Source organism: Streptomyces sp. NPDC085481 (genome assembly GCF_044541845.1).
GTDB lineage: Bacteria > Actinomycetota > Actinomycetes > Streptomycetales > Streptomycetaceae > Streptomyces.
Genome location: NZ_JBITTJ010000008.1, coordinates 11,611 through 38,130 on the forward strand (window position 1 = coordinate 11,611; position 26,520 = coordinate 38,130).

The window sequence follows — 26,520 nt, forward strand, 5'->3', positions numbered from 1 at the left end:
TTTGCACCACGTTCGAGCGTGAGTCGGAACACTCTCCGCAACGCAACGCGCATGGATCCGAGAACCCAGGGCAGGCGGCCGAACCGCCGGTGCAACCGGTAGGGGGACTCAGTGGAACGAAAGGCCATACGCGACGTGACGGCAGCACAGCAGACCATCCATGTGGGCGGAGAGTGGCGCGCAGCCCTGTCCGGCGCCACGCGCGAGATCATCGACCCCGTCGACGCGACCGCCTTCGCGGTCGTGGCGGAGGGCGGTGTCCAGGACACCGACGACGCCGTGGCGGCGGCACGAGCCGCGTTCGACGACGGCTCCTGGCCACGTACGCCGGTCGCCGAGCGGGCCGCCCTGCTGCGACGGGTCGCCGCCCTGCTGGAGCGCGACCGCGAGCGGGTCGGCGCCCTGGAGAGCCAGGACGCGGGCAAGACGCTCGAGGAGGGCCGCGTCGACGTCGACTGCGTCCGCGACGCCTTCCTCTACTTCGCCGACCTCGTGGAGAAGGAGGACGGCGGACGGGTCGTCGACGCCGGTTCGGACGACATCCGCAGTGTCGTCGTACACGAGCCGGTCGGGGTCTGCGCCCTGATCACGCCGTGGAACTACCCGCTGCTCCAGGCCAGCTGGAAGATCGCGCCCGCCCTCGCCGCCGGCAACACGTTCGTGATCAAGCCCAGCGAGATCACCCCGCTGAGCACCGTCGTGCTGGTCGAACTGCTCCTGGAGGCCGGACTGCCGCTCGGCGCGGCCAACATCGTCACCGGCCCCGGCCACACGGTCGGCGCCCGGCTCGCCGAGCATCCCGAGGTCGACCTGGTCTCGTTCACCGGCGGTCTCGTCAGCGGCACCAAGGTCGCCAAGGCGGCTGCCGACAGCGTGAAGAAGGTCGCCCTCGAACTGGGCGGCAAGAACCCCAACGTCGTGTTCGCCGACGCCTGTTCGACGCGCGAGGGCTTCGACACCGCCGTCGACCAGGCGCTCAACGCCGCCTTCATCCACAGCGGCCAGGTCTGCTCCGCCGGCTCCCGCCTCATCGTCGAGGAGTCGCTGCGCGAGCGTTTCGTCACCGAGCTCGCCCGCCGGGCCGAACTGATCCGGCTCGGCCGCGGCACCGACGAGGGCGTCGAGTGCGGCCCGCTGGTCTCCGCGGCCCAGGTGGCGAGGACCCAGGAGTACGTGGCCTCCGCCCTCGGCGAGGGCGCGGTCCTGCGCGCGGGCGGCGAGCGGCCGGCCGGTCCCGGCTACTTCTACCGGCCCACCGTCCTCGACCGGTGCCACCGCCGCATGCGGGTCGTCCGCGAGGAGATATTCGGCCCCGTCCTCACCGTGGAGACCTTCCGTACCGAGGAGGAGGCGGTCGCCCTCGCCAACGACACCGAGTACGGCCTCGCAGGAGCGGTGTGGACCTCCGACGAACACCGGGCCCGCCGGGTCGCCGCCCGGCTGCGCCACGGCACCGTCTGGATCAACGACTTCCACCCCTACCTGCCCCAGGCGGAATGGGGCGGCTTCGGCAAGTCCGGCATCGGCCGCGAACTGGGCCCCAGCGGCCTCGCCGAATACGGCGAGGCCAAGCACATCTACCAGAACCTCGCTCCGCGCCCCGTGCGCTGGTTCGCGGGCACGACGGCGAAGGGCCAGGCATGAACGACCAGCACGTGTACGACTACGTCATCGTCGGCGGCGGCACCGCCGGTTCGGTGATCGCCTCCCGGCTGACCGAGAACGCCGACGTCACCGTCGCCGTCATCGAAGGCGGTCCCAGCGACGTCGGCCGCGACGACGTCCTCACCCTGCGCCGCTGGATGGGCCTGCTCGGCGGCGAGCTGGACTACGACTACCCCACCACCGAACAGCCCCGCGGCAACTCGCACATCCGCCACAGCCGCGCGCGGGTCCTCGGCGGCTGCTCCTCGCACAACACCCTCATCGCCTTCAAGCCCCTCCCCTCCGACTGGGACGAGTGGGCCGAGGCCGGCGCCGAGGGATGGGACGCGGCGGCGATGGACCCCTACTTCGCCCGGCTGCGCAACAACATCGTCCCCGTCGGCGAGGCCGACCGGAACGCGATAGCCCGGGACTTCGTCGACGCGGCGCAGACCGCGCTCGGCGTGCCGCGCGTCGAGGGCTTCAACCGGCAGCCCTTCCATGAGGGCGTCGGCTTCTTCGACCTCGCCTACCACCCCGAGGACAACAAGCGGTCGTCCGCCTCGGTCGCCTATCTGCACCCGTTCCTCGACCGGCCGAACCTGCACATCGCCCTGGAGACCTGGGCGTTCCGGCTGGAACTCGAAGGCACCCGCGCCACCAGCGTGCACATCCGCACCAAGGAGGGCGCGGAGCACGTCGTGCGCGCCCGGCGCGAGGTCCTGGTGTGCGCGGGGGCCGTGGACACCCCGCGCCTGCTGCTGCACTCCGGCATCGGGCCCCGTGCCGACCTGGAGAAGCTCGGCATCCCCGTCGTACACGACCTGCCGGGCGTCGGGGAGAACCTGCTCGACCACCCCGAGTCCGTCATCGTGTGGGAGACGCACGGCCCGATCCCGGAGAACTCCGCGATGGACTCCGACGCCGGTCTGTTCGTCCGCCGGGACCCGCGGTCCGAGGGGCCCGACCTGATGTTCCACTTCTACCAGATCCCCTTCACCGACAACCCCGAGCGTCTCGGCTACGAACGGCCCGCGCACGGCGTGTCGATGACCCCGAACATCCCCAAGCCGCGCAGCCGCGGCCGGCTCTACCTGACGAGCGCCGACCCCGAGGTCAAACCCGCCCTCGACTTCCGGTACTTCACCGACGAGGACGACTACGACGGCCGGACCCTCGTCGACGGCATCCGCATCGCCCGGCAGATCGCGGCGAGCGAACCGCTGGCCGGATGGCTGAAGCGCGAGGTGTGCCCGGGGCCGGAGGTCACCTCCGAAGAGGAGCTCGGCGCGTACGCCCGCCACGTCGCGCACACCGTCTACCACCCGGCGGGAACCTGCCGGATGGGCGCCGCCGACGACGAACTCGCCGTCGTCGCACCGGACCTGAGGATCCGGGGCCTCGACGGCATCCGGATCGCCGACGCGTCCGTCTTCCCGACCATGACCGCCGTGAACCCCATGATCGGCGTGCTCATGGTCGGCGAGAAATGCGCCGACCTGCTGGGAGGTACGACACGATGAAGACGCCGCACACTCCGCCGCACACCACGACCGCACCGCAGACCTCCGGGGACCCCGTCTTCTCCGTACGGGAGCTGTGGAAGGTCTTCGGCCCGAAGGCCGACCGCGTGCCCGCCGACCGGGAGCTCGCCTCCCTCGACGCCGCCGAGCTGCGCGAGCGCACAGGCTGCACCGCCGCCGTCCGCGACGTCTCCTTCGACGTCCGCAAGGGCGAGGTCTTCGTCGTCATGGGCCTGTCCGGCTCGGGCAAGTCGACGCTCGTCCGCTGCCTGACCCGGCTCATCGAGCCGACCTCGGGCACCCTCTCCATCGACGGCGAGGACGTGCTGTCGATGGACACCGGCCGGCTCCGCGAGCTGCGCCGGCACCGCGCGGCGATGGTCTTCCAGCACTTCGGTCTCCTGCCGCACCGGACGGTGCTCGACAACGTCGCGTACGGGCTCGAGATCCAGGGCGTGGGACGCGGCGAACGGCGTGAGCGGGCGGCGGAGTTCGTCACCAAGGTCGGCCTGGACGGCATGGAGCACCGCAGGCCGAGCCAGCTCTCCGGTGGCCAGCAGCAGCGGGTCGGACTGGCCCGCGCGCTCGCCGTGGACCCCGAAGTCCTGCTGTTCGACGAGCCGTTCAGCGCGCTCGACCCGCTCATCCGCCGGGACATGCAGGAGGAGGTCGTACGACTCCACCGCGAGGAGGGACGCACGATGGTCTTCATCACGCACGACCTGAGCGAGGCGCTCAAGCTCGGCGACCGCATCGCGCTGATGCGTGACGGCCGGATCGTGCAGCTCGGCACGCCGGAGGAGATCGTGGGCACCCCCGCTGACGACTACGTCAGGGACTTCGTCCGGGACGTGCCGCGCGAGCAGGTGCTGACCGTCCGCTCGGCGATGCGCCCCGCGCTCGCCGACGAGCGCGAGGCAGGACCCGCGCTCGCCCCGAGCGCCACCGTCCACGAGGCCATCGCGGCCGTCGCCCGTACGGGCGAGAACGCGCGGGTCGTCGAGGACGGCCGGTGCCTCGGCGTGGTCGATCACGCGGGACTCCTCGGTGTCGTCGCCGGGGTCCCGGCCGCGACGGGGAAGGCGGTGGCCTGATGTACGCCCATACGACCTGGCCGCCGCCGGGCGGCACGGACGGCGCCGCGAGCCGTCAGCCGCGGTGCGGCATGACCTGCCCCGACGCCGTGCGGCGGTGGGGCCGATGAGCGCCACCGCCACTCCCGCTCCTCCCCGACCCACGCCGGCCACCGCAACCGCCACCGGGCACGGTGCGCTGCGCGCGCTCGCGGGCCTCCGCGGCCGGCTGATCGGCGCCGGCGTGGCCGTCGCGCTCGTTCTCGGCGTCGTACTCCTGGGCGGCGGCAGCTGGCCGGCGTCGCTCGCCGTCGACCTGTCCGGGCCGCTGGAGCGCACCAGCGACTGGATCATCGACAACCGCGACGGCCACCCGCTGTTCCTCTACTTCCTCGGCCACGTCAGCAACGTTGTGGTCGTGTCCGTCCGCGCGGTGTACCTGCTGCTGCTCGCCCTCGGCTGGGCCGGCGTCACCGCCGCCGCCGGGCTGCTGGCCTGGCGGGTCGCGGGCGTCCGGCTCGCGCTGACCTCCGTCGCCGCCTTCGCCGTGTGCGGGCTGCTCGGCATGTGGGTGCCCACCATGCAGACGCTCGCCCTGATGGTGGTCGCCGTCGCCGCGTCCGTGCTGCTCGGTGGTCTCCTCGGGCTGGCCGCCGGCCTGTCGGACCGCATGGACCGGATCCTGCGCCCGGTCCTCGACACCATGCAGGTGCTGCCGGCCTTCGCGTACCTCCTGCCCGTCGTCCTGGTCTTCGGCATCGGCGTACCCGCCGCCGTCCTCGCGACCGTCGTCTACGCCGCCCCGCCCATGGCCCGGCTCACCGCGCTCGGGCTGCGCGGCGCGGACGCCGGTGTCATGGAGGCCGCCGCGTCCCTCGGCGCGACCGGCAGGCAGCGGCTGCTGACGGCCCGGCTGCCGCTGGCCCGCAAGGAGCTCCTGCTCGGCGTCAACCAGTCGATCATGATGGCGCTCGGCATGGCCGTCATCGCGTCCGTCATCGGCGCGGGCGGCCTCGGCGACCGCGTCTACCAGGCGCTGGCCTCCGTCGACGTCGGCGCCGCGCTCGCCGCCGGTGTGCCCATCGTGCTGCTCGCCATCGTCCTGGACCGGGTCACCGCCGCGGCCGGAGGGAGGATGGGTAAGGCTCCGGCCGACCGATCCCGGCTCCGCTGGGCCGTCGCCGTCGTGGCGACCGCCGCCGTCGCCGTCGCGGGGCGCCTGGCCGGCCGGCTCTCCTGGCCCGACGCGTGGACGGTCGACATCGCCGAGCCCGTCAACGCGGCCGTCGACTGGATGACCGCCCACCTCTACTCCGGCGTTCCCCTCGTCGGCGGCACCGCCGACTGGGCGGGGCGGTTCACCACCTGGGTCCTCAACCCCCTGCGCGACGGCCTGCAGTGGCTGCCCTGGTGGGCGGTCCTGCTGACCGTCGGCGCCCTCGCCCTGCTCATCGGCACCTGGCGCACGGCCGTGACCGCCGTCCTCGCGATGGCCGCGATCGGTGTGCTCGGTGTCTGGGACCCGGCGCTCGACACGCTGTCCCAGGTCCTGGCCGCCGTCGCCGTGACCCTGCTGCTCGGCTTCGCGCTCGGGATCGCCGCGGCCCGCAGCACCCGCCTGGGACGCGCGCTGCGTCCGGTGCTCGACGTCTTCCAGACGATGCCGCAGTTCGTGTACCTGATCCCCGTGGTCGCCCTGTTCGGCGTGGGCCGCGCTCCGGCGGTCGCGGCCGCCGTGGTCTACGCGCTGCCCGCGGTGGTACGGATCACCGCCCAGGGCGTACGCGCGGTGGACCCGGCCGCGATGGAGTCCTCGCGCTCACTGGGCGCGACCGGGCGGCAGCAGCTGTTCCAGGTCCAACTACCGCTGGCCCGGCCCGCGTTGCTGCTCGCCGTCAACCAGGGCGTGGTGCTCGTCCTCGCCGTCGTCGTCATCGGCGGCCTCGTGGGCGGCGGTGCGCTCGGCTACGACGCGGTCTTCGGCCTCGCCCAGGGCGACCTGGCGACCGGTCTGGTCGCCGGCGCGGCGATCGTCTGCCTCGGCCTCGTGCTCGACCGCGTCACCCAGCCGACGCAGCGCCGTGACCTCGCCGGAAAGGGGGCCTGAGATGGCTCGCACACGTATCGCCGCCCTCGTGACCGCCGCCGCCCTGGCGGCCGGGCTCACGGGCTGCGGCGCCGCCGACATGACCCGCCAGTCCTCCCCGTACGCCGACGCGAAGGGCTCCCGTACGGTGACCCTCTCCGTGCAGTCGTGGGTGGGCGCACAGGCCAATGTCGCCGTCGCCCGGTACCTCCTGGAGCACGAGCTCGGCTACCGGGTGGACACCGTACAGATCGACGAGGTGCCCGCCTGGGACGCGCTCAGCCAGGGCCGGGTGGACGCCATCCTGGAGGACTGGGGCCACCCGGAGCAGGAGAAGCGCTACATCGAGGACAAGGCGACGATCAAGCGGGGTGGCGATCTCGGGGTGACCGGCCACATCGGCTGGTTCGTGCCGACGTACTTCGCCGAGCAGCACCCGGACGTCACCGACTGGAGGAACCTGGACAAGTACGCCGACGAGTTCCGCACCGCGGAGAGCGGTGGCAAGGGCCAGCTCCTCGACGGCTCCCCGTCCTACGTGACGAACGACAAGGCGCTGGTGGACAACCTGGACCTCGACTACCAGGTCGTGTTCGCGGGCTCGGAGGCGGCGCAGATCACGCAGATCGAGCAGTTCGCCAAGGAGAGGAAGCCGTTCCTGAGCTACTGGTACAAGCCCCAGTGGCTGTTCGAGAAGGTCCCGATGACGGAGGTGAAGCTGCCCGCCTACAAGGAGGGCTGCGACGCCGACCCGGAGAAGGTGGCCTGCGCGTACCCGCACACGCCCCTGCAGAAGTTCCTCAACGCCCGCTTCGCGGACGGCGGGGGCGACGCCGCCGCGTTCCTGAAGAAGTTCCGGTGGACGACCGGCATGCAGAACGACGTCGCCCTGATGATCGCGGAGGAGAAGCTGTCGCCGCAGGAGGCGGCCGGCCGCTGGGTGAAGGAGAACGAGGCCACCTGGCGGACATGGCTCCCGTCCTGACGGAGCCGCGGATGCGGCGGGCGGACCGGGCGGGCGTGCCGGTCCGCCGGGGCCCCGTTGCGGTCGCGTCACAGCGTGACGAGGCGGGGCTCCGCCTCGGTGGTCGCCGCGAGGCGACGGCGGCGGCTCGGGACCATCATGGTCGGGTGGGCGAGGCTCCACGCCGTGGCCGCGCAGATGAGTTCCTTGATACGGGCGCCGGTCCGGCCCGTGACGACGGTGGACGTGACCTCGTCCTCCTCGGTCACCTTCTGGACGATGGCGTCGCGGCGTCCGAGGCTGATGCACTGCGCGGCGTAGCCGATCGTGGTCTGGGGAACCTTCCGACCGGTCAAGCGCGCGGCGAGGGCGTCGGCGGCCTGCCACGCCATCGGGATCGCCGTGGCGCAGGACATCCGAAGGGGCTTGCCGCCCGCTCCTTCGGCGAACGCGGCGTCGCCGACGGCGTACACCGCGGGGTGCGAGACCGAGCGCATGGTGCCGTCGACGACGATCCGCCCGCTGCCGGACAGCTCCAGGGTGGTGGCGGCAGCGATCGGGTGCACGGTGAAACCCGTGGTCCACACGGTCACTTGGGCCGGGATCTCCCCGCCTGAACGGGTGACCACGCGGTCCGCCTCGACGCGCGTGATGCCGGCGTGCTCGTGGACCGTGATCCCGAGCCGGTCGAAGGCGCGGCGCAGGTGCCGCTGCGCCTTTTCGCTGAGCCAGTCGCCCACGCCGCCGCGGGCGGCGATGGCGACCTCGAGGCCCGGGTGCGCCTCGGCGATCTCGGTGGCCGCTTCGATGGCGGTCAGGCCGCCGCCCGCGACCAGTACGGTCCCACCCGGCTCCAACTCGCCCAGGCGCGCCCGCAGTCGCAGCGCGCCCTGCTTCCCCGCCAGGTCGTGGGCGTACTCGGCGACACCGGGGACGCCGTGGTCGGTGCCGGTGCTCCCCAGGGCGTACACGAGAGTGTCGTAGCCGAGGGTCTCGGCCTCGCCGTGCTCGCCGGTGAGATCGACGGTCCTGCGGTCCACGTCGACCGCGCCGACCCAGGCCGGCCGGACCCGCACGCCGCTGCCCGCGTAGACCTCGCGCAGCGGGCGGCGCGGCAGATCCTGCCCGCCGGCGAGCTGGTGCAGACGCACCCGCTCGACGAACTCGGGGTCGCCGTTGACCAGGGTGATCTCCACGTCGTCACGGTGCAGCCGCCTGGCGAGGCGACCGGCGGTGATGGCTCCGGCGTACCCGGCTCCGAGGACGACGATGCGGTGCTTCATGGCTGGCTCGCTCTCTATCCGGTGGGATTCACCTCCTGAACCGGACAGCCGCGCGATCCCTGACAGAATACGGTTGTGACCTGGGTCACCAGAGCTCGGCGAGGGGGCGGTGGGGGCCGGCGGCCGCCCACTGGCGCGTGATGCGGCGCAGTTTGTCGGGGTTGACCTGGAGGAACACCGTTCCGACGCCGTCGGGGGTCGGGTCGAGGCAGACGACACCGATCACCCGCTCGCCGACCGCGACCAGCAGGGCGGGACCGCCGTTGACGACGGCTGCGTGGACGGCGGTGCTGCCACCGGCGACGGCGCGCTTGGCGGCGGTCGGCCGGAACAGACCACGCAGGTAGCGCGCGATCCCGAGCGCGCCGACGAGCGGGGTCCTGCGGGCCGGAACCTGGGAACCGCCGTCCGCCACGCTGACCGCGTCATCGGTCAGCAGCCGGATCAGCGGCTCGGTGTCGCCACTGAGGGCCGCGGCGAGGAACTCCTCGACGACCTTCCGCGCGGCGACCGCGTCGACCTCGGTGCGGGCCCGCTCGGTCGTGAGGTGCTGCTTGGCACGCCGGTAGATCTGCTGGCAGTTGGCCTCGGTGAGGTCGAGGATCTCCGCGACCTCACGGTGCGCGTACCCGAACGCCTCGCGCAGCACGTACACCACGCGCTCATTGGGCGACAGCCGCTCCATGAGCGTGAGCATCGCGAGGGACACCGACTCGCGCTGCTCGACCGTCTCCGCGGGACCCAGCATCCGGTCGCCGGCGAGCACCGGCTCCGGGAGCCACTGCCCCACATAGGTCTCCCGCCTGGCCCGCGCCGAAGTGAGCTGGTTGAGGCAGAGGTTGGTCAGCACCTTCGTCAGCCACGCCTCGGGCGTCTCGATCCGATCCCGGTCCGCCGCGTGCCACCGCAGATAGGTGTCCTGCACCGCGTCCTCGGCATCACCGGCCGACCCGAGCAGCCGGTAGGCGATCGCCTCCAGGCGGCTTCTGGAGCTCTCGAACAGATCGGTCTCGTACGTGTGCAGCGGCATCAGGCCATGATCCTCTACGCGGGCACGGAGCGTCCAGACGGGAGGGCGCCCGGCTGACGCTCGACGGTGACGTGGATGTCGGGGAACACCCGCAGGACCGACTCCGGGCTACGCGGAGGCCCTGCCCCGGCCCGCGGCCCCGCCGTTCGAGGGCGGATAGGCGGGTCGCTCCGGTATCGACGGGGAGCGGTGGGACGAGGGGAGGGGCGGGAGGGACGGCTGGTACAGCCAGGCCGTGAGCAGCTCGTCCACCGGAACGTCCGCGTAGCGGGCCACGTGGGCGGTGAAGCCCGCGGTGGTCACCACGCCGTGGCGGTGCACGGTGGCCCAGTCCCGCAGCATGCGGAAGAAGGCGTCGTCACCCAGGGCGCAGCGGACCGCGTGAACGGCGAGCCCTCCGCGCTCGTAGAGGCGGTCGTCGAACATCAGCTTGCGCCCGGGGTCGGCGAGCTTCAGGTCCTGCGGCTGCGCGGCCAGCATGCGGTGCGCGGCCGCCGCCAGCTCCTGTGCGGCTCGCCCGCCGGAGCGTTCCGACCAGAGCCACTCGGCGTACTTGGCCAGCCCCTCGTTCAGCCAGATGTGCCGCCAGTCGGCGATGGTCACGCTGTTGCCGAACCACTGGTGCGCCAGCTCGTGGGCGACGAGGCGCTCGGAGCCGCGCGCGCCGTCGACATGGTTGGTGCCGAAGAGGGAGAGGCCCTGGGCCTCCACCGGCACGTCCAGCTCCTCGTCGGCGACGACCACCGCGTACTCGCCGAACGGGTAGGGCCCGAAGAGCTCCTCGAACAGCTGCATCATGGCGGGCTGCCGGGCGAAGTCGCGGGAGAAGCGGGGCAGGAGATGCGCCGGCACATGGGCGCTCTGCGGCACACCGCCGAGCCCGGGGTCCCCGAGCAACACCGTCTGGTGCATGCCGATGGCGAGGCCGACCAGGTAGCTGGAGGTGGGCGCGGACTGCTCGTACACCCACGTGGTCGTGCTGGCCTTGGTCGTACGGGTCAGCAGCCGGCCGCCCGCCACCACGGTGTACGCGGAGGGCGTGTTGACCGAGATCTGGTACGAGGCCTTGTCGGCGGGCCGGTCGTTGCACGGGAACCAGGAGGGCGCGCCGACGGGCTGGCTGGCCACCAGCGCGCCGTCGGTCAGCTCCTCCCAGCCGAGCCCGCCCCACGGGCTGCGCACCGGCTTGGGATTGCCCGCGTAGTGCACCTCCACCGTGAACGCGGCGCCCGCGGGCAGCGGCTTGGCCGGCCGGACGCGGAGCTTGCCGCCGCGGTGGGCGTAGTGCGGCGCCCGGCCGTCCACGAGGATCCGGCCGACCTTGAACCCGGAGAGGTCGAGGTGGAACTCGGTGAGCGGGGCCCGTCCGGCGATCGCGCTGAGCCGGGCCGTCCCGGCCAGCCGGTTGGGGCCGGGACGGTAGTCCAGGGCGAGTTCGTACCGGTGGACGCGGTACCGGGCATCGCCGTGGTCCGGAAAGTACGGGTCCGATGCCGTTGTCCGCTCGCCGCTCACTGCCGCTCCCTGCCCTGTGCTGTGCCCGTGGCCCCGTTCAGGCCCGCCACGCCTCGATCGGATTGCCCAGCCAGCGGGTGTCGGCGGGGACCGACTCCCCGGCCATCACGAGTGAGGCGGGACCCAGCGTGCTGCGGGCCCCGACCGAACTGCCGGGCAGGACGATTCCGCCCGGGCCCAGGGTGGCGCCCTCGCGGAGGACCACAGTATCCGTCCTCAAGATCCGGTCGTGGAAGAGGTGAGTCTGCAACACAGAGCCGCGGTTCACGCTGACCGCGTCACCCAGTACGACCAGGTCCGTCTCGGGCAGCCAGTAGCTCTCGCACCACACGCCCCGGCCGATCCGCGCCCCGAGCCCGCGCAGCCACAGGGCCATCAGCGGCGTTCCCGGCACCGATCCGACGAGCCACGGCACGGCCAGCACCTCGACGAAGGTGTCGGCCAGTTCGTTGCGCCACACGAAGCCGCACCAGAGCGGGTGTTCGCCCGTCCGGTGCCGGCCCACAAGGAGCCACTTGGCGGCCGTCGAGACCAGGCAGGCCGCCACACCGGCGGCGAGCAGGACCACCCCGGAGAGCAGTGCGGCACCCGCGAGGCCCGGACCGTCCGCGGTGGCCAGGGCACACAGGGCGGCCACCGTCAGGACCGCCAGGGCGGACGAGCAGAACACCGGCAGAAGCCGGCACAACTCCACCAGGCCGCGCGCCCACAGCAGGCGCGCGGGCGGGTCGTACGTCCTGCTCCGGTCGGAATCGGCGGCCGACCGCGGCAGCTTGACCGGCGGCAGGCCCAGATACGAGCTGCCCTTCTTTGCCTTCTTCGGCGTCGCGGACAGCACACCCACCAGACCGTCGTCCGGCACCGTGCGGCCCGGCGCCGTCATGCCGGAGTTGCCGAGGAACGCCCGGCGACCGATCGCGGAGTGACCGATCCGCACCCAGCCGCCGCCCAGTTCGTAAGGCGCGGTCAGGGTGTCGTCCGCCAGGAACGCGCCCTCGCCGACGGTCGTGAGGCTCGGCAGCGCGAGCACCGTGGACACCTCCGCGCCCCGGCCGATCCTCATCCCGAGCAGCCGCAGCCAGACCGGGGTGATCAGCCCGGCGTAGAGCGGGAAGAGCGTCTCCCGCGCCAGGTCCATCAGCTGCGTGACGGTCCACGCCTGCCAGGCGACCCGGCTGTGCGTCGGATGGCTGCCGGTGCGCAGCCCGAGGCTGAGCAGCCGAACCGAGACCAGCACCACCGACGCGTACGCGAACCCGTACGCGAGCGCCCCGGGCACCACGGCGAGCAGCGCTCCCGGCAGTGCCTCGGCGAGCCCGGCGTCGGCGGGCACGAAGCGGCTCACGACGAGCAGGGCGGGCACGGCGGCGAGCACGGGCAGGGCGGTGAGGAGGAAGCCGGTCGCTCCGTACAGGGCGCGCCAGTGGACCGCGCGCGCCGGTCGCTCCTTGGGCCAGTTCCGCTTGGCCTTGCCGAGCTTGCCCGCGGGCGCTCCGGCCCAGCGCTGTCCGGTCGGGATCTGGCCGGCCACGGCGGAGCCGGGAGCCACCTCGGCCCGCTTGCCGACCCGCGCCCCGGGGAACAGCAGGCTGCGGGTGCCGACCACCGCGCCCGCGCCGACCTTGACCGGGCCGATCTCCAGCCGGTCGCCGTCCAGCCAGTAGCCGGAGAGGTCCACCTCGGACTCCACGGCGCAGCCGCGGCCCAGCTTGAGCATGCCCGTGACCGGCGGCAGCGAGTGGAGGTCGACCTCGGGGCCCACCTTGGCGCCGAGAGCCCGTGCGTAGCGCTCCAGCCAGGATCCGGTGAGCGAGGTCGCGCCGACGCACTCGGCAAGCCGCTCGGCCGTCCACAGCCGCAGGTGGACGCTGCCACCACGCGGGTGGCGTCCCGCCTTCACCCCGCGCAGCAGCAGGCGTGCGCCGCCCGCGGCGATCGCGAGCCGGCCGGGCGGGCTGAAGAGCAGCGCCGCACCGGCGGCGACCAGCCACCAGGACGCGCTCGGCGCCCACGGATAGGACCCCGACCAGTGCAGCATGTTGCCCAGGGCCAGCAGCGCCACGGTCCAGCGCAGCCCGACCACGGTGAAGAGCGGCAGCAGCAGAAGGATCTGAAGGAGCCCGGAGCGGAGCGGCACGGGTGCGACGGTCCGCACGGTGCCGTCGTCCTGGACGGACTTCTCCAGGCGCCGGGCCAGCTTGCGCAGGGTGGGCTGCTGGTAGATGTCGACGACGGCCGCGTTCGGATAGCGGGTGCGCAGCCGGGTGGTGAGCTGGGCGGCGGCGAGGCTGCTGCCGCCGATCGCGAAGAAGTCGTCGGCGGCGCCGGTGACGGCCACGCCGAGGGTCTCGCTCCACTGCTCGGCGAGCCAGGCCTCGGTGCCGTACAGCTGCTCGGCCGGGCCGGTGGTCTCGAGGTCCGGCAGCGGCCAGGGCAGCGCGTCCCGGTCCACCTTGCCCGAGGTGCGGGTCGGCAGCTCGTCGACCGGCGCGAGCAGCGGTACGAGGGCGGCGGGCAGCTCGGCGCGCAGCCGCTCGACGGCCGCCGCGTGGTCCCAGCCCTCCTGGGCGACCAGATAGCCGACGAGCAGCTGGTTGCCGCTGCGGGCGGTACGGACGGCCGCGGCCGCTCCGGCGACACCGGGCAGGGCCTGCAGCGCGGCGTCCACCTCGCCCAGCTCGATCCGGCGGCCGCCGAGCTTGATCTGCTCGTCGCCGCGGCCGAGGAAGACCAGACCTTCCGGCTCGGCGCGGACGAGGTCGCCGCTGCGGTAGGCGCGCTGCCAGCCGAGGGACTCCAGCGGGGCGTACTTCTCGGCGTCCTTCTCGGGGTCGAGGTAGCGGGCGAGCCCGATGCCGCCGATCACCAGCTGGCCGCTGCCGCCCATCGGCACCGGCTCGCCGGACTCGTCGACCACGGCCAGCTCCCAGCCGTTCAGCGGGAGACCGATCCGGACCGGCTCCTCGCCGGTCAGGAGCGAGGCGCAGGCGACGACGGTGGCCTCGGTGGGGCCGTACGTGTTCCAGACCTCGCGGCCCTCGGTCACCAGGCGCTGGGTCAGCTCCGGCGGGCAGGCCTCGCCGCCGAAGATCAGCAGCCGGACCTCGTCCAGGGCCTCGGGCTCCCACAGTGCGGCGAGGGTCGGCACGGTGGAGACCACGGTGATCTCCTGCTCCACCAGCCACGGGCCGAGGTCGGCGCCGCTGCGGACCTGGGAGCGGGGGACGGGCACGAGGCAGGCGCCGTAGCGCCAGGCCAGCCACATCTCCTCGCAGGAGGCGTCGAAGGCGACGGAGAGACCGGCCATGACCCGGTCGCCCGGTCCGATCGGCTCCTCGACGAGGAACAGCGCGGCCTCGGCGTCCACGAACGCGGCGGCGCTGCGGTGACTGACGGCGACGCCCTTGGGCTTGCCCGTGGAGCCGGAGGTGAAGATGATCCAGGCGTCGTGCTCGGGGCCGGGCCGGCCGGCCGGGGCGCGATCGGGGCCGGCGCCCGCGCGCCCGCTGACGTCGATCCGCTGCCCCGCGCCGACGACGGCGCGCACACCGGCCTCGCCGAAGACCAGCTCGGCCCGCTCGTCCGGGTCCTCGGCGTCGACCGGCACATAGGCGGCGCCCGCGGCGAGTACGGCGAGGATGGCCACGTACAGCTCGTTCGTTCCGGAGGGCACGCGCACACCGACCCGGTCGCCGAGCCCCACTCCGGCGGCCGCCAGCGCGCGCCGCCCGCGCTCGACCTCCGTGGCCAGCGCCCGGTAGGTCAGCCGGGTGCTGCCGTCGTCCAGGGCGAGCTCGTCGGGATGGGCCCGTACGGACGCCTCGAAGACGTCGACGAGGGTGCGCACCGGGGCGGCGGGCCCGGCGGAGAAGCGGGCGTGTTTGCCGGACTCCTCCTGCCGGGGATCCTCGCCGTCGAGCAGAGTGGTCTCGCCGCGCTCAGGTGTGGCTGCCATCGGACCTCGCGTCTCGTTCCCGGCAACGTCCGGGTCGCCGGCGGAGCCCGGGTCTGCCCGGGTTGTTCCCTTCCGGTGCCAAACAGCCCTCGAGTCTAGTGCGTGCGCAAGGAATTCCCGGCCGACACCTTGCGTGTGGCCGGGAAGGGACGGTATTGGGGTGGGCCGGGCGGCCGCGTCAGCGCGGTGCCCGGTGACTCCCACGACGGACCCGCACCGCGGCCAGCGCGAGCGCCAGGGCGAAGACCACGATGCCGATGGCCAGCAGATAGCCGACGCCCTCGACGACCGCGCCGATGAGGCCGAGCACGATCGCGAGGAGGATCAGGGCGAGGATCCAGGCCATGGACACGTCCCCCTTTCAGCGGCGGGCGAGGCGGCGTTCGCCACCGGCGCCCGGGACGTACTCCATCTCGTAGTGGGCGAAGACCACGGGTTCTTCCTCGGCGGCCAGGACGCCGTCGGTGTCGATCGACGGGGCGTCCTTCACCAGCGCCCTCGAATGGGCGAGACGGACGTAGCCCGGCCCGACCACGGCGTCCGTGAGGGGGGCGAAGGCCAGACGGCGCCTCGTGGGCAGCCCGATGGTGACGGTGACGAACCACGGCTCGTCGCTGGCGGTGTCGACGTACACCGATTCGAGCACACCGATCTTCTTGCCGTCCTGGTCGACGACGTCGTGATCACGCCACTCGCGAATGTCGGCGATCCGGATCATCCGCCACCTCCGTGCACAGGTCGATTTCCTCAGCGATGGAGCAGCTGCTGCCAGTTCCGCGGGACGCGGTCGGCCGGCCCCGGGGCCGGCTGGTCGGCCGGGTGGCCGTCCGGAGGGGCCAGAGCGGGGCCGGCCTCGTACAGCTCGTCGGTGTCGTAGTCCCAGTACCAGTCCTCGCCCGGCTCGAAGCTCTGCACGAGAGAATGCCCGGTGGACTTCCAGTGGGCGGTGGCGTGCTGCGCTGGCGAGGAGTCGCAGCAGCCGACGTGGCCGCACCGGGCGCAGCGCCGCAGGTGGAACCACCAGCCGCCCACCGCGTCACACTCCGCGCAGCCCGTGCCGCTGGGCGCGGCGCCCGGGTCGATTCCTTCGATCTCGGTCATGCGGGCTCCTCGGCGATCTCGGCTCCGGTCTCGTTCCTGGTTCGGGTCTCGTTCCAGGTCCCGGTATCGGTCCCGATTCCGGTCTCGGCTCCGGTCTCGGCTTCGGTCTCGTCGGTCTCCGGGGCGGTCAGCGGCAGCAGCACCTGGAACCGGGTGTCGCCGGGGACGGACTCGACGTGGAGGCTGCCGTGGTGCTTGTTGACGACGATCCGCCAGGAGATGTCGAGGCCGAGACCGGTGCCCTCGCCGACCGGCTTGGTGGTGAAGAAGGGGTCGAAGATGCGGCTGCGGATGTCCTCGGGGACGCCGGGGCCGGTGTCGCGGAACTCCACGAGCAGCCGGTCGCCCTCCCGTGCCGTGCGGACCGTGAGGGTGCCGTCGCCGCCGGTGGTCCCGATGGCGGACACCGCGTTGTCGATGAGGTTGGTCCATACCTGGTTCAGCTCCGCCGGGTAGGCGGGCACGTCGGGGAGGGACCGGTCGTACTCCTTGACCACCCGCACCCGGGGTCCGATCTTGGCGGACAGCATCAGCAGTGTGCTGTCGAGGAGTTCGTGGACGTCGACGTCGCGGTGCGGGGCACGGTCGAGCTGGGCGTACTGCTTGGCCGCGTCCACCAGGTGGGAGATCCGGTTGGTGGAGTCGTCGATCTCGTCCATCAGCAGCTCGGTCTCGACGGTGTAGTTGAGCCAGCCCAGCGCCCCCGGCAGGACGTCCTCGGCCACGGTCGCGGCGACCTGCTCCAGCCAGTCCGTGTCGAGCCCGGCCTGGACGAAGGTGGGCGCGATCCGCCAGCCCTCCGGGAAACCGTGGCCCTCCAGCCAGTCGGCGATCTCGTCCTCGCGGTCCGACGCTTCCAGAGGGCTCAGCACCGGTGCCTTGGCGACCCGTTCGGCGGTGCGTTCCTGGATCTCGATGAGTTCGGCGAGGGCCTCGCGGGAGTAGGGGCCCTGGGCGATGACCGCCAGCTTGTGCCGCATCTTGCCGACCCGCTCCCGCAGCGCCGCGGTGGCCCGGACGGCCGCAGCGGCCGGGTTGTTGAGCTCGTGGGTGAGTCCGGCCGACAACGAGCCGAGCGCCAGCAGCCGTTCACGCTGGCCGATGGCCCGCTGGGTGTTCTTGGAGCCGAAGAAGAGCCCTTCCAGCAGGTGCGCCGCCATCGGGAACCATTCCCGCATGACGTCAGCGAACGACTGCGCGGGCAGCACGAAGAACCGGGTGGGCTCGGTCACCCGCATGGAGTTGTTGTACGTCTGCGGCACCCGGTCGCCCAGGTACGCCTGCATGGCTCCCGCGTACACGCCGCGCTGCGAGGTCCGGCTCACCTCCACGTCGTCGCCGCCGACCCGGCGGGACAGGACGACGGTGCCCTCGATCATCACGTAGAAGGAGCCGGCCGGGTCGCCCTCGGTGTAGACCGGACCGGGCCCGAACCGTTCCACCCGCCCCTCGGCGCACAGGCGTCCGAGCTGCTCGGGCGAGAGCTTCTCGAACAGGAACAGCGAGCCGATCTCGTGCTGGTCGCAGGGCAGGACCTGTCCGCTCATGACTGCTCCAGATACCGGTGGACGAGCATCACGGCCATGGCTCCCTCTCCTACGGCGGAGGCGACGCGCTTCGCGGACTGGGCACGCGCGTCACCCGCCACGAACACGCCGGGAATGCTGGTCTCCAGGTGGTAGGGCGGCCGGTCCAGCTCCCACTCGGCCGGTGGCCGCCCGTCGGGCGTGAGGTCCGGCCCGGCCAGGATGAAGCCGTGCTCGTCGCGCAGCACGGTCCCGTCGAGCCAGTCGGTCCGCGGTGCCGCTCCGATGAAGACGAACATCCACTGGGCGTCCACGACCTCGGTTGCACCGGTCCCGGCGTCCCGCAGCGTCAGCCGGTCCAGGTGCTCGTCGCCGTGCGCCGCCTCGACGACGGTCCGGGGCCGTACGGTGATGTTCGGCGCCTCGTCGATCTGCTGGATCAGGTAGTACGACATCGACGCCGTCAGGGACTCCCCGCGCACCAGCAGCGTCACCGACTTCGCGCCCCGTGCCAGGAACACCGCCGCCTGCCCGGCCGAGTTCGCGCCGCCGACGATGTACACGTCCTGACCCTCGCAGGAGGACGCCTCGGTCAGGGAGGAGCCGTAGTACACGCCTCGGCCGGTCAGGTCGTCGCAGCCCGGCGCCAGGAGCTGCCGGTAGGACACACCGGTCGCCAGGATGACGCAGTGCGCGGCCACCTCGGAGCCGTCCGAGAAACGTACGACGCGTGCCGCGCCGTTCACCTCGAGGCCTGTGACCTCGCGCGCGGTCAGGATCTCGGCGCCGAAGCGGCTCGCCTGGCGGCGGGCGCGATCGGTGAGCTGCGCACCGGAGACGCCGTCCGGGAAGCCGAGGTAGTTCTCGATACGGGAGCTCTGGCCGGCCTGCCCGCCGGTCGCCGAGCGCTCGACCAGGACGGTGCGCAGTCCCTCCGAGGCCCCGTACACCGCCGAGCCGAGCCCGGCAGGGCCGCCGCCGATGACGACGAGGTCGTAGAAGTCGGCGGCCGGCGTCGTCGCGAGACCCACATGAGCGGCCAGCTCGGGCGGCTCGGGCTCGACCAGCGCGGTGCCGTCCGGAGTGATCACCAGCGGCAGCCGAAGGCCGTCGGCCCCGGCCGCCTCCAGCAGCCGGCGCCCCTCGGGCTCGTCGGAGGAGTACCAGCGGTACGGCACCTGGTTGCGCGCCAGGAACTCGCGTACATACGAGGAACGGGCCGACCAGCGGTGCCCGACCACCTTGGTGGCGGGAACCGGCCGGTAGTCACTCGAGCGCCAGGCCGTGAGGAGGTCGTCCACGACCGGATAGAGCTTCTCCTCCGGCGGGTCCCACGGCTTCAGCAGGTAGTGGTCGAGGTCGACGACGTTGATCGCGTCGATCGCCGCGTTGGTGTCGGCGTACGCCGTGAGCAGCACGCGCCGCGCGCCCGGGTACACACCGAGGGCCTGTTCGAGGAACTCGATGCCGTTCATCTGCGGCATGCGGTAGTCGGCGAGGATCACCGCCACCAGGTCACCCCGCAGCTTCAGCTCGCGCAGCGCCTCCAGCGCGGACTCGCCGGACTCGGCGCGGACGATCCGGTACCCGCCGCCGTAGTGCCGCCGCAGGTCGCGGGCGATGGCGCGGGACACCCCCGGGTCGTCGTCCACTGTCAGGATGACGGTCCGTGCCGCGTCGGTGGCCTGTGCCATGCCTCTCCGCCCTGCTCGCTCCGGACGGCCGGCACAGCGAGCTGCAGGCGCCGGCTCCCGCCCATCGTATGTTCGATCCCGTGGGATCGCTCTGGCACGCGACGGCGTGTGCGCTCGGGACGCCTGAGGGCGTCAGCGGTGGTGGCAGTCCAAGTGGCCCTTCACCCAGAAGTGCTCCCAGTGCGCGGGTACGTAGACCCACTTGAAGTCACGGTCGTTGTCCCAGTACCCCTTGTGCCACTGTCCGTGATGGTCGTGGTGGCCCGGGTGCCAGCTCTTGTGGTGGACCCACTTCTTCTCCCAGTGACCCTTGACCCACTTCTTCTCCCAGTGCCCCTTCTTCCACTGGCACTGGTCGTGACGGTCCGGCTGGTCGGTGGTCACTACGGTCGCTGCAACCGTCGGCGCGGGGGCTGCCGTCGCCGTGGCCGAAAGGCCGAGCGCGGCGCCGCCCGCCAGCAGGCCGGACGCTGCGGCGCCGGCCACCAGACGGCGGACTCTCGTCGATGCGGTCATCGAACCTACCTCTCTCGAATGCTGCGGGGATGCGCAGCGCGTGAGGGATTCGAGGCGAGGGTGAGGCGAGGGAGAAAGGGATGAGGAAGGAAAGGGAAGGAAGTCCCGCGGCGGTGGTCGTCACCGCTCTCTCACCCTCCCTCCCCACGATACGACACGGTGTCGCGGGCCCCAGGAGGTAGCTGTCCGGTCTCACGGAGTCACGATCGGGAACCACGGCTCGGGGGTTTCGAGGACGCCCATAGTGGAGCTGCCCGGGACGAGGCGCCTCCAGCGCGTCGAGCAGCGCGGCGTACGTCCGCTCCGGGTCCCGCCGACGTTGCCCCCCGCGCCCCCGTCCGGCAGCCCGGAACCCGCCCCGCCTCTGTCCCGCTCACCGGCCCATGGTGGCAGCAGGACAGGCCACGGCGGTGAGGCCGTCCTGCACGGGCGGTGTCGGATCGACCTGTCGTCCGACCTGCGTTCACACGGCAACCCGGCCGATGCCGACCGGTGTTCGGCATCGGCCGAGACCCTCGTGTCGGTCCGGACCTGAGCGGCCTGTACGAGGAGGGCTCCGTGCTGTGGGGCGCCCAGAACTCCGGCAAGCTGTGGCGGATGGTCAGCGACGGCTCCGGCAGCCCGGACGGCGAGGCCGTCGCCCTGACCGCCACGGGCGCGGCGGGTGGCGCGTACGTCGCGACCGAGCGCAACGGCGACGCGTCGGGGACCAGCCGCCTGTCCGTCCTGCGTGACGACGTCAACGCCGGCACCGGCAGCAGCCTGACCGCCACGAAGGAGTGGAACCTGACCGCCGGCCTGCCTGCCGTGGGCTCCAACCTCGGCTTCGAGGCGATCACCTGGATCCCCGACGCCACGCTCACCGCAGCGGGCTTCAAGGACGAGTCGACCGGCACGGCCTACGACCCCGACGGGCACGGCGCGCACGCCGGCGGCGTGTCCTCCTCGGGATCGAGGGCACCGGCACGGTCTACGGCTACGTGCTCGAGGACGGCGTCGCCGCCACCCGGGTCGCCATGGTCGCCGGCGGCATGTCGGGTGTGATGGAGCTCCAGTGGGAGGCGCAGGCCGCGCGGCTGTGGCTGGTCTGCGACGACACCTGCTCCGGCCGGCACCGGACCATGAAGATCGGCACCAACGGCACCTTCTCCCTCGCCGCCGTCTACGACCGACCGAGCGGCATGTCCGACCTGAACAACGAGGGCTTCACGCTCGCCGGTGCCGACGAGTGTGTCGGTGGCGCCAAGCCCGTGTACTGGGCCGACGACGGCAACACCAGCGGTCACGCGATCCGCAGGGGGACCGTCGGCTGCCGAACCGAGAGGCCCGCTGACGGGGCCGCTCAGGCGACCCAGGCCGAGGTCGCCGTCTGGACGAGGGAACCGTCCAGGTCCGCGAGCTTCGCCACGACGAAGCCGCGGGCGGCCTCGGAGGTCTGCACCCGGAACGCCGGCCGGCCGGCTGTGAGCGCCTCGGTGATCGTCTCGGCCGCCGCCTCCGACGTCTGGGCGCCGGCGAAGGCGCTCCTGGTACGGCCGAGGTAGTTCGCCAGCGCCGGGCCGTAGACGCCGGCCTGGGCCGCCGCGTTGTCCTCGACGCCCACGTTCGCGACGAACTCACTGGCCACCGCGCCGGGCTCGATCACCGTGACCGTGACGCCGACCGTGGCGGCGACCGGCGCCAGGCTCTCCATGAAGCCCTCGACCGCGAACTTGGCCGCGCAGTACGCCTCGTTGAACGGCTGGCCGACCACGCCGCCGACGCTGGTGACGCTGAGCAGCCGGCCGCCGGTGGCGCGCAGATGGGGCATGACGGCCTTGGTGACGGTGACCACGCCGAAGAAGTTGACCTCCATCACCTTGCGGACCTCGTCCACCGACTCGTTCTCGATGGTGCCGACGTGGCCCGCGCCCGCGTTGTTGACCACGGCGTCCAGCCGGCCGTGGTCGGCGATCACGCCGGCGACGCACGCCTCGACCGAGGCCGGGTCGGTGACGTCCAGGCGGCGGATGTCCAGCTCGACGCCGGCCGCCTCGGCCGCCTTGCGCAGCGCGTCGGCGCGGGCCGGGTCGCGCAGCGTGGCGATGGTGGTGAAGCCCGCTCGGGCGGCGGAGACCGCGGCGGAGAGGCCGATACCGGAGGAGGTGCCGGTGATCAGGACGACCTTGGTGGACATGGAGGGCCCCTCTCTGGGGTGATGCCGGTAGTACTTATGAAGGCAGGTAGTTATGAATCATTACTACCATGCTCGATAACTATGAGCCCGGATATTTGCTGTTGTCAAGCACTTGGCTAGAGTGGGTGGCATGACCTACCCCGCAGACGAGCTCGACGCGCGGCTGGTCGGCCTGTTCGCCGCCGTCAACCGCAGATACGCGCGCGAGTCCGAGGTCGCCGCCACCGCGCAGGACCTGACCCCGCTCCAGGCCAAGGCCCTGCTGTACAGCGCCGAACCGGTACCGATGCGGGCACTGGCGGAACGGCTGCACGCCGAGCCGTCCAACCTCACGACGCTGGTCGACCGACTGGAGGAACGCGGTCTGGTCGAGCGGCGACCGGGGATCGAGGACCGCCGGGTCAAGCTCGTCGCCGCCACCGACGCCGGGCGGCGGGCGATCGCCGAGCTGCGCTCCGCGATGCCTTTCGCCACCGACCCGTTCGCCGCGCTCGACCGTGAGCAGCGCGAGACCCTCGGCCGACTCCTGGCCCTGGTCGCCGGCGAAACGTGGCCGGCCGGCGCCCCGTAATCGCTCCTTGCCGTCGTCCCCCTGGTCGTCGCCGCCGGTGCCGGGCTCGTAGTCGTCCGGTTCGCTCCGCAGCGGGACCGGACCGGCCGTGTGCCCCTCGCGGAGGAGGGTGCCGGTCCGTCACCGGCGTCGCCGTCCTTCCCGTACGAGGGAAGAGACCCTCCGGCGCGCCGGGTCCTGAGGGGCTCGCCGAAAAAGCTGAGAGTTGTTCACTTTCCATTGACAGGGTGGACCCCGGGACCCGAAAGTGCCTGAGCGAACCGCACCCCGCCGATCGAAGCGAGCCTCCATGACAGCGCCCGTACCCGAGTTCCCGGCCGGCTTCCTCTGGGGGGTCTCGTCCTCCGCCTTCCAGATCGAAGGCTCGCTCACGGCCGACGGCCGCGGCCCCTCCAGCTGGGACGCCTTCACCGGAGAACAGGGGCGCGTCAAGGACGGCTCGCACGCCGACGTGACCACCGACCACTACCGGCGCTACCGCGAGGACGTGGCGCTGATGGCCCGACTCGGCGTCGGCGCCTACCGGTTCTCGGTCTCCTGGTCCCGCGTCCTGCCCGACGGCCACGGCCGGGTCAACGACAAGGGGCTGGACTTCTACGACCGGCTCGTCGACGAGCTGTGCGCCTCGGGCATCGCCCCGGTGCCCACGCTCTTCCACTGGGACACCCCGCTCGCCCTTGAGGAGAACGGCGGCTGGCTCGACCGGGACACCGCCGAACGGTTCGCGGCGTACGCCTCCGTGGTCGCGGAGCGGCTCGCCGACCGCGTGCCCATGTGGATCACCATCAACGAGCCCGCCGAGGTCACGCTGCTCGGATACGGCCTCGGCGAGCACGCCCCCGGCCGGCGTCTCGTGTTCGACGCCCTGCCCGCGGCCCACCACCAGCTGTTGGCCCACGGCATGGGCGTCCAGGCCCTGCGCGCCGCGGGCGCCCGCCGGATCGGCATCGCCGCCTCCCACAGTCCCATATGGACCGCCGGCGACAGCGACGAGGACCGGGCGGCCGCCGCGCTGTACGACACCCTCACGAACCGCCTGTTCGCCGACCCCGTCCTGACCGGCGCCTACCCGGACGAGGACCTGGCCTCGCTCCTCCCCGGCCCGGTGGCGGAGGACCTCAAGACCATCTCGTCCCCGTTGGACTGGTACGGGATCAACTACTACAACCCCATGCTCGTCGGCGCCCCGCAACCGACCGCCGCCTCCCACGCCGCTGCCGCCGGCACCGGCTCCTCCTTCGGCGGCATCGACATACCGCCGGACCTGCCCTTCGCCGTCCACCAGATCGAAGGACGCGAACTCACCGACTTCGGCTGGCCGGTGGTCCCGGAAGGACTGCGCGAACTGCTCGCCACCATGCGCGAGCGCTACGGCGACCGGCTGCCGCCCCTGTACATCACCGAGAACGGCTGCTCGTACGGTGACGGGCCGGACCCCGGAACGGGGCGGATCGACGACGCCCGCCGGGTCGCGTACCACGAGGGCCACGTGCGCGCGCTGCACGCGGCGATGGCGGAGGGCGCCGATGTCCGCGGCTACTTCATCTGGTCGATCCTCGACAACTTCGAGTGGGCGGAGGGGTACCGGCAGCGCTTCGGGCTGGTCCACGTCGACTACGAGACGCTGGCGCGGACGCCCAAGGCGTCGTACGCCTGGTACCGCGACCTGATCAAGAGCGGCAGATGACCGCCGACGGGGCGGCGGCGGAGGGAACCGCGGCCGGACCGGCCTCCAGGGCCGGTACGCCGGCCGGCGGGCGGTGGGTGAGCGCGCTGTCCCTGGCCAGCCTCGGGGTCTGGGTCGGCTGGTTCGGCCCTCTGCAACTGCTCCTGGCACGCCAGGCCGAGCACCTCGCCCCCGGCCACAAGGCGTCCACCCTCGCCCTGGTGACGGGAGTCGGAGCGGCCGTGTCGATGGTCGCCAACCCCGTCTTCGGTGCGCTCTCCGACCGGACGACGGCGTCCGTGGGCCGGCGCATCCCCTGGGTGGCCGGCGGAGTGGCGGGCGGGGCGGCCGGGCTGATCCTCCTCGCCGGGGCGCAGAGCGTCGCGACCGTGATCGCGGGCTGGTGCCTGGTCCAGCTCGCCCTCAACGCGGCCTTCGCCGCTCTCACCGCGGCCGTCCCCGACCAGGTGCCGCCGCGGCAGCGCGGTCTGGTCGGCGGCTGGCTCGGCGTCTCCCAGGTGATCGGCGTCCTGGCGGGTACGGCGCTGGCCACGGTCGCGGGCGGGGTGGCCGCCGGATACCTGGCCTGCGCGGCCTTCTCGGTGCTCGCGGCCGTTCCGTACCTCCTGATGCGGCGTGACACCCCACTCTCCCGCGCCGCCCGGCCGGCCTTCCGGTGGGGGACGTTCCTCGGCGGCTTCTGGATCGACCCGCGCCGCCATCCCGATTTCGGGTGGGCCTGGCTGACCCGGTTCCTGATGAACCTGTCGTACTCCATCAGCACGATGTACCTGCTCTACTACCTGACCGACGCCGTGCACTACCAGGGCGACGCGGACGACGGCGTGCTGATCCTCACCGCGCTCAACGCCCTGACCCTGCTCTCCACGGTGGTGATCAGCGGCATCCGGTCGGACCGCAGTGGCCGGCGGAAGTCCTACGTGATCCGGTCGGGGCTCGTCATCTCCGCAGCCACCCTGCTGCTCGCCGTCTGGCAGACCTGGACCGGCGCGGTCGTCGCCTCGCTCGTGCTCGGCCTCGGTTTCGGGGTGTACACGGCGGTGGACTTCGCCCTGCTCACGGACGTGCTGCCGACGGCGGAGGACCGGGGCAGGGACCTGGGCGTCATCAACATCGCCAACGCCCTGCCCCAGGTGCTGGCCCCGGTGATCGCGGCCCCGGTCGTCACCCGCTTCGGCGGGTACACGGCCCTGTACGCGCTCGCGGGCGCGCTGGCCCTCGCGGGCTCGGTCCTGGTGCGCCGCATCCGCTCGGTCCCCTGAGACGGCGCCACGCCCTTCCGGGGGGTGGATCGGTTCCCCGGACAGGGGGCGACGGCGGATCGTGACCCCGCCCTCGCCCCCGTAGGTGCCGCGAACGGTCACGCGAGCGCAGGCGCCCGCGTGAACCGTCTGCGGGCGGACATGTCTCTGCCCGAGCCGGGCGCCGGTGGCACGCCGTCCTCGTCGTCCCGCAGCAGGGCGACGAGGGAGACCCGGGCCCGCGCGACGCGGGAGCGGACCGTGCCGACGGGACAGCCGATGGCCTCGGCGGCCTCGGCGTACGGCAGTCCCCACAGCTGGGTGAGGACGAAGGCGTCCTTCCGGTCGTCCGGGATGGCGGCCAGGAGCTCGGCGAGCGCGACACCGTCCTCGAAGCCGGGCAGCCCCTGGGGCTGACTGTGTTCGGCCGCCGCCTGCCAGTCGTCGCGATCGGACAGGCGAGGGCGGGCGGCCGCGTGCCGGAGGCTGTCGACCACCGTCCTGCGGGCTATCGACAGCAGCCAGGTGCGTGCGGAGGACCGCCCCTGGAAGCGGGGGAGTGCGCCGAGCGCACGGAGGAAGACCTCCTGGGTGAGGTCGTCGGCGGCCTGGCGGTCCGCGCTGAGGTATGCCACATAGCGCCAGACGTCGCGGTGCAGGGCGCGGACGAACAGATCGGCCTTGACGGGGTCGCCGTCCCGGGCCGCCATCGCGAGGCGGGTCGTCGCCGCGTCGGTGTCGGAGTCCGGGGCGTACGCCGAGCGGGAGGTACCCGCCGGGACCTGACGGAGGGTGTCGTGGACAGGAGTCATCGCCACAAGTCCTTAGGAAGCAAAGGGAATCCGGCTGGGCGCGGATGAGCACGGCGCCGCGCCGGTGACTGGTACGGCCGACCGCGACCCGAAGGGAACGCGACCCGAACGGAAGCGGTACGA

20 protein-coding genes and 1 pseudogene are annotated in these 26,520 nt (G+C 72.6%); 9 read left to right on the forward strand and 12 right to left on the reverse strand.

What is annotated here, in order from left to right; genetic code table 11:
* Nucleotides 1-135: 135 nt before the first annotated feature.
* From ACIGEZ_RS18340 to ACIGEZ_RS18360, 5 genes are all read left to right on the forward strand, one after another.
* Nucleotides 136-1,644 (forward strand): aldehyde dehydrogenase family protein, encoded by a 1,509-nt coding sequence (locus ACIGEZ_RS18340; RefSeq protein ID WP_399832186.1) that lies wholly within the window; start codon nucleotides 136-138, stop codon nucleotides 1,642-1,644.
* Nucleotides 1,641-3,167, forward strand: a complete 1,527-nt coding sequence (locus tag ACIGEZ_RS18345; RefSeq protein ID WP_399832188.1) for a GMC family oxidoreductase — start codon at nucleotides 1,641-1,643, stop codon at nucleotides 3,165-3,167. Before ACIGEZ_RS18340 ends, ACIGEZ_RS18345 begins: the two co-directional genes overlap by 4 nt.
* Entirely contained in the window at nucleotides 3,164-4,261 is a 1,098-nt protein-coding gene (locus ACIGEZ_RS18350) for a glycine betaine/L-proline ABC transporter ATP-binding protein (protein ID WP_399832190.1), read from the forward strand. The genes ACIGEZ_RS18345 and ACIGEZ_RS18350 overlap by 4 nt, the downstream gene beginning before the upstream one ends.
* Nucleotides 4,262-4,367: 106 nt before the next feature.
* Nucleotides 4,368-6,347 carry an ABC transporter permease gene (locus tag ACIGEZ_RS18355; RefSeq protein ID WP_399832192.1) on the forward strand — a complete coding sequence of 660 codons (1,980 nt, stop codon included), beginning with the start codon at nucleotides 4,368-4,370 and terminating at the stop codon, nucleotides 6,345-6,347.
* Between the two features lies 1 nt (nucleotide 6,348).
* Nucleotides 6,349-7,311, forward strand: a complete 963-nt coding sequence (locus ACIGEZ_RS18360) for an ABC transporter substrate-binding protein (RefSeq protein ID WP_399832194.1) — start codon at nucleotides 6,349-6,351, stop codon at nucleotides 7,309-7,311.
* Nucleotides 7,312-7,379: 68 nt separating this feature from the next.
* Here ACIGEZ_RS18360 and ACIGEZ_RS18365 read toward each other — a convergent pair whose 3' ends face one another.
* The 10 genes from ACIGEZ_RS18365 to ACIGEZ_RS18410 form a co-directional block, all read right to left on the reverse strand.
* Nucleotides 7,380-8,573 carry an NAD(P)/FAD-dependent oxidoreductase gene (locus tag ACIGEZ_RS18365; RefSeq protein ID WP_399832196.1) on the reverse strand — a complete coding sequence of 398 codons (1,194 nt, stop codon included), beginning with the start codon at nucleotides 8,571-8,573 and terminating at the stop codon, nucleotides 7,380-7,382.
* 85 nt (nucleotides 8,574-8,658) lie between these two features.
* Nucleotides 8,659-9,603, reverse strand: coding sequence for an RNA polymerase sigma-70 factor (locus ACIGEZ_RS18370; RefSeq protein ID WP_399832198.1), 945 nt, complete (start codon nucleotides 9,601-9,603; stop codon nucleotides 8,659-8,661).
* A gap of 108 nt (nucleotides 9,604-9,711) precedes the next feature.
* Nucleotides 9,712-11,118, reverse strand: coding sequence for a M1 family metallopeptidase (locus ACIGEZ_RS18375; protein WP_399832200.1), 1,407 nt, complete (start codon nucleotides 11,116-11,118; stop codon nucleotides 9,712-9,714).
* Nucleotides 11,119-11,155: 37 nt separating this feature from the next.
* Nucleotides 11,156-15,073, reverse strand: coding sequence for a Pls/PosA family non-ribosomal peptide synthetase (locus ACIGEZ_RS18380; protein WP_399832202.1), 3,918 nt, complete (start codon nucleotides 15,071-15,073; stop codon nucleotides 11,156-11,158).
* A 178-nt stretch (nucleotides 15,074-15,251) separates the two neighbouring features.
* Nucleotides 15,252-15,419, reverse strand: coding sequence for a hypothetical protein (locus ACIGEZ_RS18385; RefSeq protein ID WP_399832205.1), 168 nt, complete (start codon nucleotides 15,417-15,419; stop codon nucleotides 15,252-15,254).
* Nucleotides 15,420-15,434: 15 nt separating this feature from the next.
* A complete protein-coding gene (locus ACIGEZ_RS18390; protein WP_399832207.1) occupies nucleotides 15,435-15,791 on the reverse strand; it encodes a PRC-barrel domain-containing protein in 357 nt (118 codons plus the stop codon).
* Nucleotides 15,792-15,820: 29 nt separating this feature from the next.
* Nucleotides 15,821-16,174, reverse strand: coding sequence for a UBP-type zinc finger domain-containing protein (locus ACIGEZ_RS18395; protein ID WP_399832209.1), 354 nt, complete (start codon nucleotides 16,172-16,174; stop codon nucleotides 15,821-15,823).
* Nucleotides 16,171-17,721, reverse strand: a complete 1,551-nt coding sequence (locus ACIGEZ_RS18400; RefSeq protein WP_399832211.1) for an ATP-binding protein — start codon at nucleotides 17,719-17,721, stop codon at nucleotides 16,171-16,173. Before ACIGEZ_RS18400 ends, ACIGEZ_RS18395 begins: the two co-directional genes overlap by 4 nt.
* The gene (locus tag ACIGEZ_RS18405) at nucleotides 17,718-19,394 is read right to left on the reverse strand and encodes an FAD-dependent oxidoreductase (RefSeq protein WP_399832213.1); all 1,677 of its coding nucleotides are present in this window, start codon (nucleotides 19,392-19,394) and stop codon (nucleotides 17,718-17,720) included. Before ACIGEZ_RS18405 ends, ACIGEZ_RS18400 begins: the two co-directional genes overlap by 4 nt.
* A 132-nt stretch (nucleotides 19,395-19,526) precedes the next feature.
* Nucleotides 19,527-19,910 carry a hypothetical protein gene (locus ACIGEZ_RS18410; RefSeq protein WP_399832215.1) on the reverse strand — a complete coding sequence of 128 codons (384 nt, stop codon included), beginning with the start codon at nucleotides 19,908-19,910 and terminating at the stop codon, nucleotides 19,527-19,529.
* A 522-nt stretch (nucleotides 19,911-20,432) separates the two neighbouring features.
* Between ACIGEZ_RS18410 and ACIGEZ_RS18415 the strand changes: the two are divergent.
* Nucleotides 20,433-21,223 (forward strand): annotated as a pseudogene (locus ACIGEZ_RS18415) (hypothetical protein); the annotation flags it as partial.
* A 29-nt stretch (nucleotides 21,224-21,252) separates the two neighbouring features.
* On the opposite strand, the gene ACIGEZ_RS18420 reads toward ACIGEZ_RS18415, so the two are convergent.
* On the reverse strand, nucleotides 21,253-22,086 hold the full coding sequence (locus tag ACIGEZ_RS18420; RefSeq protein WP_399832217.1) for an SDR family oxidoreductase: 834 nt from the start codon (nucleotides 22,084-22,086) through the stop codon (nucleotides 21,253-21,255).
* A 130-nt stretch (nucleotides 22,087-22,216) separates the two neighbouring features.
* On the opposite strand from ACIGEZ_RS18420, the gene ACIGEZ_RS18425 reads away from it, so the two are divergent.
* The 3 genes from ACIGEZ_RS18425 to ACIGEZ_RS18435 all read left to right on the forward strand — a co-directional run bounded on the left by ACIGEZ_RS18425 (nucleotide 22,217) and on the right by ACIGEZ_RS18435 (nucleotide 25,606).
* A complete protein-coding gene (locus ACIGEZ_RS18425) occupies nucleotides 22,217-22,657 on the forward strand; it encodes a MarR family winged helix-turn-helix transcriptional regulator (protein WP_399832219.1) in 441 nt (146 codons plus the stop codon).
* 289 nt (nucleotides 22,658-22,946) lie between these two features.
* Nucleotides 22,947-24,344, forward strand: coding sequence for a glycoside hydrolase family 1 protein (locus tag ACIGEZ_RS18430; protein ID WP_399832221.1), 1,398 nt, complete (start codon nucleotides 22,947-22,949; stop codon nucleotides 24,342-24,344).
* Complete coding sequence (locus ACIGEZ_RS18435) at nucleotides 24,341-25,606, forward strand: MFS transporter (protein WP_399832223.1); 1,266 nt, start codon at nucleotides 24,341-24,343, stop codon at nucleotides 25,604-25,606. The genes ACIGEZ_RS18430 and ACIGEZ_RS18435 overlap by 4 nt, the downstream gene beginning before the upstream one ends.
* A gap of 98 nt (nucleotides 25,607-25,704) precedes the next feature.
* Here ACIGEZ_RS18435 and ACIGEZ_RS18440 read toward each other — a convergent pair whose 3' ends face one another.
* A complete protein-coding gene (locus tag ACIGEZ_RS18440) occupies nucleotides 25,705-26,397 on the reverse strand; it encodes a sigma-70 family RNA polymerase sigma factor (protein WP_399832225.1) in 693 nt (230 codons plus the stop codon).
* Nucleotides 26,398-26,520 lie beyond the last annotated feature (123 nt).